Below are 12,339 nucleotides of genomic sequence, written 5' to 3' on the forward strand. Positions count from 1 at the left end.
TGTGCTAAATATCACAATTATTCGCGACTGCCAAGAGAGAACATTGGAGGTCACAGGCCGAGGATGACGCCGAGGACCACGCTGACGGCGGCCAGAGCGTAGGCCTTGCGTACGCGCAGAGCGAGAACGGCTCCTGCGCAGGCTGCGATCCAGAGCATGGTCCAGGTCGGTTGCGGGCCTCCTGAAATCCAGGGTTGAATCGCTTTCAGGCCGACCAGCAGCGGTGCCAGGCAGAGCGCGAAAACAGAAAAATTGAGCAGAAAGATCTCGATCAGGGCCCTGGCGGTGAGGCGGTGTGGCGCGAAGACGTTTATGTTGCCCTTGCGGTTCCAGGTCAGAAGTTGGTTGTAACTGGAATTTTGCCGTTTGCGGTAAAGCTGGTCGATCCATGCGCCAAGGTAGGCCAGGGGCAGGGTCGCGATGACGACAAGCACGGTGGAGCGCATGTCGGCATCCGGCAGGCAGGCCAGAATGGTCAGGGTGGCGATCAGGGAAAGCAGCGCCTGAGGCGGAATGTAGGTTCCGGCCGGGAACAGGTCGAGCCAGAGCAGTTCGAAAAAAATGCCCGCACTCAAGGCCGGCTCAAGTCTGAAGGTCAGTCCTGCCCAGAGCAGGGCGGCGAAAAGCGGACGATGAACGAAGCCGATGTCAATGGCGACCCGGGTCAGGGCCAGGAGGGCAAAAAAAAACTTCCTCCGGCCAGCAGGATGAGGTCGTGAGTGCTTATCATGCCGATTTGAGTTGAGAAGTTTTCATCACAGGGTAATTTTGGTCTTTGCTGAAGGTACGCAGCGGAAGTCGATCTCCACGCCGTGTTCCTTGAAATATTTCAAACAGGTGCGATCTTCCGCTCCAAGGGCAATGTGCTCGCAGACCTGCTCTTTTCCTGGCCCGTAATGCAGATTGCCGATGTTGACCAGAGAAAAGGTCAACCCGGTCATGTGCGCGGCCTTGGCGTCGGCGCAATCGGAGAAGAGGATCAGGACATGCTGGTCCGGATCGCTCTTGCGCACGTTGCGCAGCGTCGGGGCGACTTCCGCCACCGGACAGCACATGAAGGAGATGCCGCTGGGCACGGCCAGACTCATGATTTCCTGTCGCAGTTCGTCGGACGCGAGGTCGTCGTTGGCGACCAGGAGGGTCTTGGCCCTGATGTGCGGAAGCCAGGCCTCGATGATCTGGCCGTGGACAAGACGGTTGTCGATGCGGAACCAGAGCACGGTCAGACCTCGGTGATTTTGCGGGTCAAGACTTCACCGGCGACAACGATGCCCTGAATGGCCGCGTTTTTGGCCTCCGTGGCCAGTTGGGACAGGTCCTGGGTGCGCATGCCCAGAATCCGGAGCAGCATGGGCAGGTTCGCTCCGGTCAGGACATCGACCTTGCCCGGCTGCAAGAGGGACAGGCTGATGTTGGACGGGGTGCCGCCGAACATGTCGGTCAGGATGATTACGCCGTCACCCGTTTCCATCTGCTTGACGGTGTATTTGAGGTCCGTGAGCAGGGCGCTCATTTCAACGGTTCCTTCCACGGCTATGTGGGCGCACTGTTCCTGCGGTCCCAGAATCGTCTGGGCCGCCTCAAGCAGATATTTGCCAAACTGGCCATGGGTCACCACGATCACTCCAACCATTACTCCTCCAGATTATCCAAGACTGAAATGCCGATGTTCAACAGACACGTTGAAGCCCTTTTCGCGCAGATGCGCCAGAACGGCCTCGGTCACGGCCACGGACCTGTGGCGGCCGCCAGTGCATCCGAAGGCCATGGTCAGGCGGTAACGTCCTTCCGTTGCATAAAGCGGCAGGGTGAAATCAAGAAATTCCAAAAGCCGGGTCAGATATTCGCGCCCGGGACTGCTGCCCAGAACATAGCTGGCGATGGCTTCGTCTTTTCCGGACATGGGGCGCAGGGCCTCGTCGAAATAGGGGTTGGGCAGGAAGCGCAGGTCCGTGACCATGTCCGCCTCGGCCGGGGCCCCGTACTTGAAGCCGAAAGAGATGAGATGCACGCGCATGCCCTGGCTGCGTGAAGACAGGCTCTCCCACTTGTCCTGAATGACTCGACGCAGATCGTGCACCGAATAATGCGACGTGTCGATGACCAGATCCGCCTGGGTGCGGATGGGTTCAAGCATTTCCCGCTCCCGCTCCAGCGCCCCCTCCAGACCCAGGTTGCCCGAGGCCAGGGGATGCGGGCGGCGGGTGGTGGCGTATCTGCGCAGCAGGATCTGGTTGGAGGAATCCGTGAAGAGGATGGTCGGGCGCACGGAAAACTTCTGGATATCAAAAAGCACTTCCTTCCATTGCCCCACGAAGTCGGGTTGGCGCAGGTCCATGCCCATGGCCAGCCCGGGGTAGTCCTTGGCGGAGGAGTTGAAGAACAGCTCGATGAGCGCCGGAGCCATGCGCGCCGGGAGTCCGTCCACACAGAAAAAACCCATGTCCTCGAAGACCTTGAGCGCCGTGCTCTTGCCTGAACCGGACATGCCGGAGACAATGACCACGTTTTTCTGTTCGGATTGAGGATGCATGGGAATTCTCCGGGTGCGCTCGGGCTAGACGGTCTGCAGCAGCTGCCACAGCCCTTCCTGACCGGGGGAATTGGCAAAGGCCTGGCGGAACGATCCGTCTTTGAGCAGGCGGGAAACCGTCGCCAGGAGTTTCAAATGCAGCCCGACCACGCTTGACGGGGCCAGCACCGTGAAAAAGATGCTGGCCGGCTTGTGGTCCAGACTGGCAAAATCCACGCCTTCGTGGCTGCGGCCGACGATGACCAGGACCTGATCGATACTGTCCAGCTTGCCATGCGGGATGGCGATGCCGTCTCCGATGCCGGTGGTCCCGAGCATCTCACGGTCCATCAGGACCTGGGCCACCCGCTTGGGGTCAAGATCCGGGTATTTGGCCGACAGCGGCGAAACGAGTTCGGCCAGGACCTCGGTTTTGGTCCTGGCCGAGAGGTCGGAGATGATCAAATCCTTGTCCAGGTATTCAGCAAGCTTCATTCCCTATACCCCGGGGTCGATCAAACCGAAGTCGCCGGTTTTGCGTCGGTAAATGACATTGATCCTTTCGCTTTCGGCGTTGAGGAACACGAGGAATTCGTTGTCCGTGTTTTCGAGCTGCAGCGCAGCTTCTTCAACGATCATGGGTTTGGGCGAAAAATCATCGGTCTTTTGGATGACGGGTTTGCGCCCTGCGTCCGTGTCGTCTTCGAAATTCCCGGCGTCCATACGGGAACCTTCGTTGCCCCCTTTGCGACGGCTCTTGTCCTTGTCGCGGATTTTCCGCATCTGGGCTTCAAGCTTGTCCCAGACCAGATCGACGGTTGAGTACATGTCCTCGCTGTCTTCGCGGGCGGAGATATGCACGTTCTTTCCCGTCAGCACTATATCGGCGATATGTCGGAATTTCTCCACTTCGAGATTGACCTGCAGTTCAGCGTCAGGGGTGCTGGCCATGAACTTGGCGAGCTTGCCAAAACGGTCCTTGGCGTATTTGCGCAGATGGTCGGAAGGATCGAAGTTTTTGAAATTGAAGGTAATCCTCATGGAAGCCTCCTCGATTGTTGAGGGTCAGCCCTTAAGGCCGTCCGGAAGGGGCGGGCCAAGGGCGGGGTGTCAAAAAACCTGTTTTCGCTTGGAAGAGGAATCTATCCCCAGTACCGCGCGATACTTGGCCACGGTTCGCCTGGCGATGTTCACATCCAGCGTTTCCTTCAGCACCGCAGCGATCTTTTCATCGCTGAAGGGGTGCTTTGGGTCCTCCTCGCTGACCATTTTCTTGATGATGGCCTTGACCGACTCGGAGCCGACCTGGGTGCCGTCATCCATTTCCAGCGCGGAGTTGAAGAAAAATTTCAGTTCCATGATGCCGTGCGGGGTGGCCACGTATTTGTTCGTGGTGATCCGGCTGACCGTGGATTCGTGCATTTCAATGTCGTCTGCCACATCTTTGAGGATGAGCGGTTTGAGCTTGGTCACGCCGTGCTCGAAAAAGGCCCTCTGGAACCTCACAATGCTTTCAACCACTTTATATAATGTTCTTTGCCTTTGGTGCAAGCTCTTCATGAGCCACATGGCAGAACGCATCTTGTCGTGCAGGTATTCACGGTCCGGACCTTTGACGGCCAGGTGCATGTCATCCATGTAGTAGGGGCTCAGCTGCAGCTTGGGCAGGCCGTCGTCGTTCATGACGATGACAAAATCCCCCTCGTATTCGTACACGAAGACATCCGGGCTGACATAGATGGTGCTCTCGCTGCCGTAGCTGGCGCCCGGCATGGGGTCCAGGGACTGGATGATGTCGAGGTAAGCCTTCAGATCCTCCATCTGGATCTTGAACTTGCGCAGGAGCGGCTTGTAACGGCGCTTTTCGATATCCTCAAGATGCTCGCTCACCAGAGAGATCAGGATGGGATCGTCCTGGCCGAGCATTTCCAGCTGGATGAGCAGGCATTCCCGGGGCGAGCGTGCGGCCACGCCCACCGGATCGAAGCGCTGCAGACGATGCAGCATGGACTCGACCAGAAGCAGGGGAGAAAGCGTCTCGGAGGCGATGTCCTCGGCAGTGCTCATCAGGTAGCCCTGGGAGTCGAGGTTTCCGATGATGGCCTCGCCGATCATCTGTTCTTCCTCGGTGATGTTGGACAGGCAGAGCTGCCACAAGAGATGACCGTCCAGGGATGGCTTGCCCGAGAGCCTGGCCTCGTAGGACATCATCTCTTCCAGGGCCTCGGTCTCCTTGAACTGCACCTGCTTGGCGGTGCTCGAAAAATCGCCGAGGTAGTTTTCCCAGTCTGCGTTGCGCATCAGCTCCGCGTCTTCGTGGGAGACCTCCGGGCGTGATTCTGCCGGAGCCTGGATTTCGTGCTCTTCGGAAATTTCCTTGACCCCCTCCTCAAGCATGGGGTTCTCGAGCAGCTCCTGCTGAACGGCTTCTAGAAGCTCGAATCTGGAGAGCTGGAGCAGCTTGATGGCCTGCTGCAGCTGCGGGGTCATGACCAGCTGCTGCGTCAGCTTGAGGTTTTGTCGAAGTTCAAGGCCCATAATTGATTTGGTTTCACCGTGTCTGAGGATTGCAGGCAAAAAAACTACCCAGTAACGAATTTGCCATAAAGCTTAGGCCCTGGCAATCCTTGGAAAATCGTGTCCGCTAGAGACAGAATCCCTCGCCGAGATAAACCTTGCGCGCACCCGGATCGGCGACGATCTCTTCCGGGCTGCCGTTCAGGATGATGCGTCCGTCATGGACCAGGTATGCACGGTCGCAGATCTGGAGCGTCTCGCGAACATTGTGGTCGGAGATGAGCACGCCGATGTCCTTGTCGCGCAGGTCCCGGATGATGGCCTGGATGTCGTCCACGGCCAGGGGATCGATGCCGGCAAAGGGTTCGTCCAGAAGAATGAACTTCGGGTTCTGGATCAGGGCGCGGGCAATCTCGAGCCTGCGGCGCTCTCCGCCGGACAGAAAGGCCGCCAGTTGCCCTTCGAGCCTGGTGATACCGAGTTCATCGAGCAGCCTGTCCGCCGTGCGCTTCTGTTCATCCCGCGATAATCCCGAGTATTCGAGGATCAACTGCAGGTTCTGACGCACGGTGAGTTTGCGAAAGATCGAGCTCTCCTGTGGCAGGTAGCTCATGCCAGCCCGCGCTCTTTTGTGCAGGGGCCAGCGGGTGATGTCCAGGCCATCCAGAAGGACCTGGCCCCGTGTCGGAGACACGATCCCCGCCAGCATGTAAAAGGTGGTCGTCTTGCCCGCCCCGTTGGGCCCTAGCACGCCTACCACCTCGCCCTGGCGCACATCAAGGTCGATGTCGCGCACGACATTCCTGGTACCATAACGCTTGGCCAGATTCTGACCGGTCAGGATGGTCACTGCCCAAGCCCCTGCTTGCCGGCGGGAGTGTTGAAGATGGCTTCGACCCGGCCTTTGCCGCCCATGACCTCGCTGCGGTTTTCCTTGATGTAGAGCTTTATGACTTCGCCCTGAATCTTGTTGGCGCCTTCCATGAGCACAGGGTTGTCTTCCATGGTCAAAAGGTCCTTGGCGGCTTCGTAGGTGGCCATGCCGCAGGTGCCGGTGCGACCCTTGTCCGCTTTTATGCGCACGTTGCCCTTGGCGATGATTTTCCGGATGGACCCCTGCTCGTCAGGAACGCCCTGGGTGGCGTCCTTGGCTCCTTCCTTTTTCTCCAGCAGCACGGTCAGCGTGTCGGACCACAGCTGGATGTCCTGGCGGATGACGTACACGGAGCCGGTGAAGACTACCTGGTCCCCTTTCTGGGTGTAGGTCATGGTATCGGAAGTGATCTTGACCGGCACGGTCTCGGCCGCCCAGAGTGGCGCCGCGCAGGATAGGAAGAGAAAAAGTATGAGTGAACGCATTTGGTAACCCGCTTGTCAATTCATGATGACCTGGACGTTGCCTTGGGCCAGGAAGTCCCCTGTGTCCAGAAAATATGTCAGGGTGTCTGAGCGGCCCTGCATGGATTCGCCAGTCAGTTCAACCGTGCCGCCGAGCACGAGCGTGCGGTTTTGGTCTGTGTAGTCAAGGGTTTCGGAACGCATCACGTACTGGCCCTGGGTAGCGTTGACTCCGTCCCACATCCTGGCCCGGTCCTCTTTTTGCCAGACCTGGCCTCTGGGCGCCCGGACCTCGATGGGCTCGCCGCCTTCCTCCCCCCAGTATACGATGACCGGGGAGGTGAGCGTCAGTTCGTCGCCGTTTTCGTCGTAGTCGGCACCCGTGGCGTTCAGGTTCCAGAGTTTCTTGCCGTCCTTGCCCTGACTCAGGTTGACGCCTTTTAGGCTCAAATCCACGTCCAGATTCCGGATCGAGGGGTCGTCCAGCCGTTCGGGCCAGAGCAGCCGCTTTCCGAGCATCGCGATTCCGGCCAGAACGACAAGGGCCAAAATCCCGATCAAAAGGCGCTTCATTCCCGGACCCAGTCCTGCCAAAGGCCTTCGAGTTTGCCCTGGGCGCGCAGAATGAAATCGATGGCTTCGCGCACCGCGCCCTGTCCGCCCATGGATCTGGTTGTCCAGGCCGCGAGTTTGAGTATCTCGGGGCGGGCGTTGGGGACGGCGATGGGCAGTCCGACCAGGGACATGGGCGCGGCGTCGACCCAGTCGTCACCGACATAGGCCATGTGCGACAGGGGGATGCCGGTCTCTTCGGAAATCCGGCGCAGGATCGGGGCCTTGCGATGGTGACCGGGATAGTAATGGCTGATGCCAAGCTCCGTGGCCCGTTTGCGCACTGCCGGGGAGTCCAGGCCGGTGATGATCGCGAACTCGATTCCGGCTTGGGGGGCCATCTTGATGGCCAGCCCGTCCTGGACGTTGAAGCGCTTCATCACGCAGCCAGATTCGTCGTAATAAAGTCCGCCGTCGGTGAGCACTCCGTCCACGTCCAGGATGATCAGCCGTACGTCCCGGGCGAGGAGTTCAGCATTCATTGGGGATGCTCCAGATGGCCGCAAGTTCCGAGAGAAGGGTGCGGGCCTTGGCCAGGGGCCAGGAATTGGGGCCGTCGCAGAGGGCCTTGTCCGGGTCCGGGTGGATCTCCATGAAGAGGCCCTGGCAACCGCAAGCCACGGCGGCCCGGGCCAGATGCGGCACGAACTCGCGTTGGCCGCCGGAGGACATGCCCTGTCCGCCGGGCAGCTGCACCGAGTGGGTGGCGTCGAAGATGACGGGGCAACCGAGCTGCTTCATGATGATCAGGGATCGAAAATCCACGACCAGGTTGTTGTAGCCGAACATGGAGCCGCGCTCGGTCAGCCAGATGCGGTCGAATCCTTCGGAGCGGATTTTTTCCACGGGCCCCTGCATGTCCCAGGGCGCCATGAACTGTCCTTTCTTGATGTTCACGATGCGCTCGGTGCGCGCGGCGGCGAGCAAGAGGTCGGTCTGACGGCAGAGGAAGGCCGGAATCTGCAGCACGTCGGCCACCTCGGCCACCAGGGAGGCCTGGCGCGGCTCGTGGATGTCCGTGATGACCGGCAGTCCGGTGCGGCTCTTGATCTGGGCCAGCCAGTCAAGCCCCATGTCCAGCCCGGGGCCCCGGAAGCTCGCTCCGGCCGTGCGGTTGGCTTTGTCGTAGGAGCTCTTGAAGATGAGCGGCAGGTTCAGATCGCGCGCGATGGCCTGCAGTTCGACGGCCACGGTCATGGCCATGTCCAGACTTTCGAGCACGCAGGGCCCGGCGATGAGGAAGGGACGGCCGGCGACCAGGGTGGAGCAGTCAATCATGTTTTTTACTCGGGCTTCTTGGTGGCCACGGCCGCGCGAATGAATTCACGGAACAGCGGATGCGGCTGCATGGGGGTGGAGGTGAACTCCGGGTGGAACTGGCAACCCAGGAACCACGGATGATCCTTGATTTCCACGATCTCGACCAGGCTCTTGTCCGGGGACAGGCCGCTGATGGTCAGTCCGGCTTCTTCGAAACGGCTCTGGTAGGCGCTGTTGAATTCGTAGCGGTGGCGGTGACGTTCCGAAACCTCGGTTGCGCCGTAGGCTTCAAAGGCGCGAGTGTCCTTCTCGATCACGCAGGGGTAGGCGCCAAGGCGCATGGTCCCGCCTTTTTCGCTCGTCATGTCACGGCGCTGCACGCATTTCTTGCGGAAATCGAACCATTCCTTCATCAGATAGATGACTGGATCCGGCGTGGTCAGGTCGAATTCCTCGGAGTTGGCCTTGGTGAGGCCCATGACGCTTCTGGCGTATTCGATGACCGCGCACTGCATGCCGAGGCAGATGCCGAAGAAGGGGATTTTGTTTTCACGGGCATAAGTGATGGCCGCGATCTTTCCTTCCACGCCACGGATGCCGAAGCCGCCGGGGACGAGGATGCCGTCGGCCTCGGCGAGGCTCTCGGCCACGTTTGCGGCAGTGATTTCCTCGGAATTGACATACAGGAAGCGGATGGCCGCATTGTTTGCCACGCCGCCGTGGGTCAGGGCCTCATGCAGGCTCTTGTAGGCTTCCTTCAGGTCCACGTATTTGCCGACGATGGCAATGGTGACCTCTGAAGTTGGATGGTGCAGGTTGTAAACGAGATTCTTCCATTCCTGCAGGTCCGGATTCTTGGCGGCCAGGCGCAGGAGGATGGCGATTTTCTGGTCAACCCCCTCATTATAAAGGGTCAGGGGAAGTTCGTAGATGTGGTTGACGTCTATGGCGGTGAAGACCGCGTCCCGGTCCACATTGCAGAACAGTGAAATTTTGCGTTTGATGTCGTCGCCAAGATCCACTTCGGAGCGGCAGAGGATGATGTCCGGCTGGATGCCGAGGCTGCGCAGTTCCTTTACGGAGTGCTGAGTAGGCTTGGTTTTGAGCTCGCCTGCGGTTTTGATGTAGGGCACCAGCGTGAGGTGGATGTAGAGGACGTTGTCCTTGCCAAGGTCGGCCCGCAGCTGGCGGATGGCTTCCAGGAAGGGCAGTCCCTCGATGTCGCCCACGGTGCCGCCGATCTCGACCAGGGTCACGTCCAGGTCGTCACTGGCCAGGCTCAGGATGGACGACTTGATCTCGTCGGTGATGTGCGGGATGACCTGGACCGTGCCGCCGAGGTAGTCGCCGCGGCGTTCCTTGGTGATGACGGTGTTGTAGATGCGCCCCGACGTGTAGTTGTTGCGCTGGCTCAGGTGGGTGCCCAGGTAGCGCTCGTAGTGCCCGAGGTCCAGATCCGTCTCGGCCCCGTCGTCGGTGACGTAGACTTCGCCATGCTGAAAGGGGTTCATGGTGCCCGGGTCAACGTTGATGTACGGGTCGAGCTTCTGGATGGATACCCGTAGCCCCCGCGCCTTGAGAAGCGCCGCGATGGATGCGGCGGCCAGTCCTTTACCCAGAGAGGACAATACCCCGCCGGTCACAAAAATGAATTTGGTGTTCATCGCTGCCTCGCTCACCTGTATGATTCTTCGCTCTGAGTCCGCGCTCGGCGCGCCAGACATGGTCCACAAAACAAATGGGCCACCTGTCGGCAGCCCGAAATTCGACATCCGTATGTCCGCCGGAACATTTGGCAGCGGACTTCCGGCTTGTCAAGCGGCCCATGGTGTCCTGCAAACACAGTGGGCTCAATAGCAGAAAGAACGCCGAGTGCAAACAGTCCGAAAGGTCGATTTTCAGGCTTGCGCCTGTTTTGCTTGGACTGTAATGGGCGTGGGTACTTAATCAAACAGCACGGCTACGGCCGATTTTGGAGGGGTGATGGCTCAGGTCAAAACATTGGTAATTACCGGCTATGGGACGAATTGCGAGCGGGAATGCGCCTTTGCGGCGGATCAGGCTGGTTCGGACCAGACCACCATCGCTTATTTTTCCGACCTGACGGCGGACAAGATCACCTTGACCGACTACAATTTTCTGATCCTGCCCGGAGGTTTTCTCGACGGCGACGATCTCGGCTCGGCCCAGGCCGCCGCACTGCGCTGGCGGCACATGCTGACCAAAAGCGGCAAGTCGCTGATGCAAGAGCTGAAGAGCTTCCTCGATGCGGGCGGCCTCATTCTCGGCATCTGCAACGGGTTTCAGCTGCTGGTCAAGCTGGGTCTTTTGCCCGCCCTGGATGGCGCCTACTTCACCCGTCAGGTCTCGCTCAGTCACAACGACTCGGCCAAATACGAGGACCGCTGGGTGACGCTGAAGATCAATGCCGAGTCGCCCTGCGTTTTCACCAAGGGGCTCGATTCCCTCTATGTCCCCGTCCGTCACGGCGAGGGCAAGCTCGTGCCCGGTGACGAGACGACCCTTGCCCGTTTGCAGGAGCAGAATCTCATCGCCCTGCAATACGTGGATCCGCAGACCATGGAAGTGACCCAGGAGTACCCGGCCAATCCCAATGGCTCGCCGCTCGGCATCGCCGGACTGACCGATCCTTCCGGCCGCATCCTCGGGCTCATGCCTCATCCCGAGGCCTACAATCATCCCACCAACCATCCGCGCTGGACCAGGGGAGAGACTTCCACGCTGGGCACGGCCCTGCTCAAGGGCGGGATTGACTACCTGAAGGCCAGATAGGGCGGTTTGAAAACGTGTCCAAAGAGGATGCAAAGATCATTGACAGCGCCCCCGTGACTTTCTACTGTGCGCCTTCCCCGACGCCGGGACCCGATGAGCTTCTGGCCTGGGAGCCATACATGCACGAGGCTCTGAAGCTTGCAGACTTGGCGGAAGGGCGGGGGGACGTGCCTGTGGGTGCGGTGGTCATAGACGGCTGCGGTCGCATTCTGGGCAGGGGCGAGAACAGAACCGTATTTGAAAACGACCCCACGGCCCACGCCGAAATACTGGCACTGCGCGAGGCCGGGGCGCTGGTCGGGAATCATCGCCTGACCGATGCGGTCCTGGTGGTCACCCTGGAGCCCTGCATCATGTGCCTGGGCGCAATCATCCAGGCCCGTCTGGCTGGAGTGGTTTTCGCTGCCGCAGACCCCAAGGCCGGATGCCTGGTCAGTCGCATGGACGGCACGGCGCTGCCCTGGAGCAATCACCATTTCTGGTCTCTGGGCGGGGTTCTGGAACAGGAATGCAGCGCAAAACTGAGCGGCTTTTTCAAGCAGCGCCGCCAGGAAAAGAAAATTTCAAAAAACCTCGCGGAGAGGTAGCGAAGTCCGGCCGTAACGCGCTCGACTCGAAATCGAGTTACCGGCTAATCCCCGGTACGTGGGTTCGAATCCCACCCTCTCCGCCATTCGTTGATAAGAGCCAACTTTCTCAAAATGAGGAGGTTGGCTTTTTTACTGATGTGCATTTTTGGTCTGCCGTTTGGTCTGGTCATGCCGTTGAGATTGACCGGATAATTCAAGATTCAAGATCTGACCCCAATTCCCCCGCGTGACGCCAGAACATTTCTGTCGGCAGTATGGGAAAAACCTGAACCGTGGGGAAACCCTCAAGAATTGAGTGGTCCGAAGTTTCCCGGCAGGCCAGAGCAAACTACAAGCTACTGCGCTAAGCCTTTGTCCAACTTCTCGGCCACCCGCGCCAGCGCCTTCTTGAGTTCTTCTACCTGCACCGGCTTGGCGATATAGTCACTCATGCCCGCAGCCAGGAACTTTTCCTTATCCCCGGCCATGGCGTAAGCCGTCAGGGCAATGATCGGAACATCCCGTTTGCGGGAATTTCCAGAGCCTCGAATGCGCTGGCAGGCTTCGATGCCATCCATGACCGGCATCGATACGTCCATGAGGATGAGGTCAAAATCGTTCATCTCATGCATTTCCAGAGCTTCCTGTCCGTTGTGGGCCACGGTCACGCTGTGCCCGGACTTTTCCAACAGTCTGCTGATACTGAAAACCGTTGTTTCGTCGTCTTCGGCCAAAAGA

16 protein-coding genes and 1 tRNA gene are annotated in these 12,339 nt (G+C 59.3%); 3 read left to right on the forward strand and 14 right to left on the reverse strand.

The window, feature by feature from the left end:
- Positions 1-50 precede the first annotated feature (50 nt).
- The 13 genes from CVU60_15890 to pyrG all read right to left on the reverse strand — a co-directional run bounded on the left by CVU60_15890 (position 51) and on the right by pyrG (position 9,903).
- Positions 51-575, reverse strand: coding sequence for a hypothetical protein (locus CVU60_15890; protein PKN40470.1), 525 nt, complete (start codon positions 573-575; stop codon positions 51-53).
- A 180-nt stretch (positions 576-755) separates the two neighbouring features.
- Positions 756-1,220: a PTS mannose/fructose/sorbose transporter subunit IIB gene (locus tag CVU60_15895; protein ID PKN40471.1), complete on the reverse strand. Its 465-nt coding sequence runs from the start codon at positions 1,218-1,220 to the stop codon at positions 756-758.
- Between the two features lie 2 nt (positions 1,221-1,222).
- Positions 1,223-1,633 (reverse strand): PTS sugar transporter subunit IIA, encoded by a 411-nt coding sequence (locus CVU60_15900; GenBank protein PKN40472.1) that lies wholly within the window; start codon positions 1,631-1,633, stop codon positions 1,223-1,225.
- A 12-nt stretch (positions 1,634-1,645) separates the two neighbouring features.
- Entirely contained in the window at positions 1,646-2,533 is an 888-nt protein-coding gene (locus CVU60_15905) for an RNase adapter RapZ (GenBank protein PKN40473.1), read from the reverse strand.
- Between the two features lie 24 nt (positions 2,534-2,557).
- Positions 2,558-3,007, reverse strand: coding sequence for a PTS fructose transporter subunit IIA (locus tag CVU60_15910; GenBank protein PKN40474.1), 450 nt, complete (start codon positions 3,005-3,007; stop codon positions 2,558-2,560).
- A gap of 3 nt (positions 3,008-3,010) precedes the next feature.
- The gene (gene raiA, locus CVU60_15915; protein ID PKN40475.1) at positions 3,011-3,553 is read right to left on the reverse strand and encodes a ribosomal subunit interface protein; all 543 of its coding nucleotides are present in this window, start codon (positions 3,551-3,553) and stop codon (positions 3,011-3,013) included.
- A gap of 69 nt (positions 3,554-3,622) precedes the next feature.
- Positions 3,623-5,050: an RNA polymerase sigma-54 factor gene (rpoN, locus tag CVU60_15920; GenBank protein PKN40476.1), complete on the reverse strand. Its 1,428-nt coding sequence runs from the start codon at positions 5,048-5,050 to the stop codon at positions 3,623-3,625.
- Between the two features lie 106 nt (positions 5,051-5,156).
- Positions 5,157-5,879: an LPS export ABC transporter ATP-binding protein gene (gene lptB, locus CVU60_15925; protein ID PKN40477.1), complete on the reverse strand. Its 723-nt coding sequence runs from the start codon at positions 5,877-5,879 to the stop codon at positions 5,157-5,159.
- A complete protein-coding gene (locus CVU60_15930) occupies positions 5,876-6,388 on the reverse strand; it encodes a hypothetical protein (GenBank protein PKN40478.1) in 513 nt (170 codons plus the stop codon). Before CVU60_15930 ends, lptB begins: the two co-directional genes overlap by 4 nt.
- 15 nt (positions 6,389-6,403) lie before the next feature.
- Positions 6,404-6,940 (reverse strand): LPS export ABC transporter periplasmic protein LptC, encoded by a 537-nt coding sequence (lptC, locus tag CVU60_15935; protein ID PKN40479.1) that lies wholly within the window; start codon positions 6,938-6,940, stop codon positions 6,404-6,406.
- Positions 6,937-7,461 (reverse strand): phenylphosphate carboxylase subunit delta, encoded by a 525-nt coding sequence (locus CVU60_15940; protein PKN40480.1) that lies wholly within the window; start codon positions 7,459-7,461, stop codon positions 6,937-6,939. The genes lptC and CVU60_15940 overlap by 4 nt, the downstream gene beginning before the upstream one ends.
- Positions 7,451-8,257, reverse strand: a complete 807-nt coding sequence (locus CVU60_15945) for a 3-deoxy-8-phosphooctulonate synthase (GenBank protein PKN40481.1) — start codon at positions 8,255-8,257, stop codon at positions 7,451-7,453. The genes CVU60_15940 and CVU60_15945 overlap by 11 nt, the downstream gene beginning before the upstream one ends.
- Before the next feature lie 5 nt (positions 8,258-8,262).
- Complete coding sequence (gene pyrG, locus CVU60_15950; protein PKN40482.1) at positions 8,263-9,903, reverse strand: CTP synthetase; 1,641 nt, start codon at positions 9,901-9,903, stop codon at positions 8,263-8,265.
- 319 nt (positions 9,904-10,222) lie between these two features.
- Between pyrG and CVU60_15955 the strand changes: the two genes are divergently transcribed.
- The 3 genes from CVU60_15955 to CVU60_15965 all read left to right on the forward strand — a co-directional run bounded on the left by CVU60_15955 (position 10,223) and on the right by CVU60_15965 (position 11,705).
- The gene (locus CVU60_15955; GenBank protein ID PKN40483.1) at positions 10,223-11,032 is read left to right on the forward strand and encodes a phosphoribosylformylglycinamidine synthase; all 810 of its coding nucleotides are present in this window, start codon (positions 10,223-10,225) and stop codon (positions 11,030-11,032) included.
- Between the two features lie 14 nt (positions 11,033-11,046).
- Positions 11,047-11,619, forward strand: coding sequence for a tRNA-specific adenosine deaminase (locus tag CVU60_15960; GenBank protein PKN40484.1), 573 nt, complete (start codon positions 11,047-11,049; stop codon positions 11,617-11,619).
- Positions 11,610-11,705, forward strand: a tRNA-Ser gene (locus CVU60_15965). Before CVU60_15960 ends, CVU60_15965 begins: the two co-directional genes overlap by 10 nt.
- A 252-nt stretch (positions 11,706-11,957) precedes the next feature.
- On the opposite strand, the gene CVU60_15970 is transcribed toward CVU60_15965, so the two are convergent.
- Positions 11,958-12,339: hybrid sensor histidine kinase/response regulator (locus tag CVU60_15970; GenBank protein ID PKN40485.1), on the reverse strand; the 382-nt coding region annotated here is incomplete at its 5' end.

This window comes from Deltaproteobacteria bacterium HGW-Deltaproteobacteria-18, assembly GCA_002841885.1.
GTDB lineage: Bacteria > Desulfobacterota > Desulfovibrionia > Desulfovibrionales > Desulfomicrobiaceae > Desulfomicrobium.

Coding starts and splice junctions, on each gene's coding strand:
- CVU60_15900 (PKN40472.1), bottom strand. CDS start 1,633: ATGGTTGGAGTGATCGTGGTGACCCATGGCCAGTTTGGCAAATATCTG.
- CVU60_15910 (PKN40474.1), bottom strand. CDS start 3,007: ATGAAGCTTGCTGAATACCTGGACAAGGATTTGATCATCTCCGACCTC.
- lptC (PKN40479.1), bottom strand. CDS start 6,940: ATGAAGCGCCTTTTGATCGGGATTTTGGCCCTTGTCGTTCTGGCCGGA.
- CVU60_15930 (PKN40478.1), bottom strand. CDS start 6,388: ATGCGTTCACTCATACTTTTTCTCTTCCTATCCTGCGCGGCGCCACTC.
- CVU60_15940 (PKN40480.1), bottom strand. CDS start 7,461: ATGAATGCTGAACTCCTCGCCCGGGACGTACGGCTGATCATCCTGGAC.
- rpoN (PKN40476.1), bottom strand. CDS start 5,050: ATGGGCCTTGAACTTCGACAAAACCTCAAGCTGACGCAGCAGCTGGTC.
- CVU60_15955 (PKN40483.1), top strand. CDS start 10,223: ATGGCTCAGGTCAAAACATTGGTAATTACCGGCTATGGGACGAATTGC.
- CVU60_15945 (PKN40481.1), bottom strand. CDS start 8,257: ATGATTGACTGCTCCACCCTGGTCGCCGGCCGTCCCTTCCTCATCGCC.
- CVU60_15905 (PKN40473.1), bottom strand. CDS start 2,533: ATGCATCCTCAATCCGAACAGAAAAACGTGGTCATTGTCTCCGGCATG.
- pyrG (PKN40482.1), bottom strand. CDS start 9,903: ATGAACACCAAATTCATTTTTGTGACCGGCGGGGTATTGTCCTCTCTG.
- raiA (PKN40475.1), bottom strand. CDS start 3,553: ATGAGGATTACCTTCAATTTCAAAAACTTCGATCCTTCCGACCATCTG.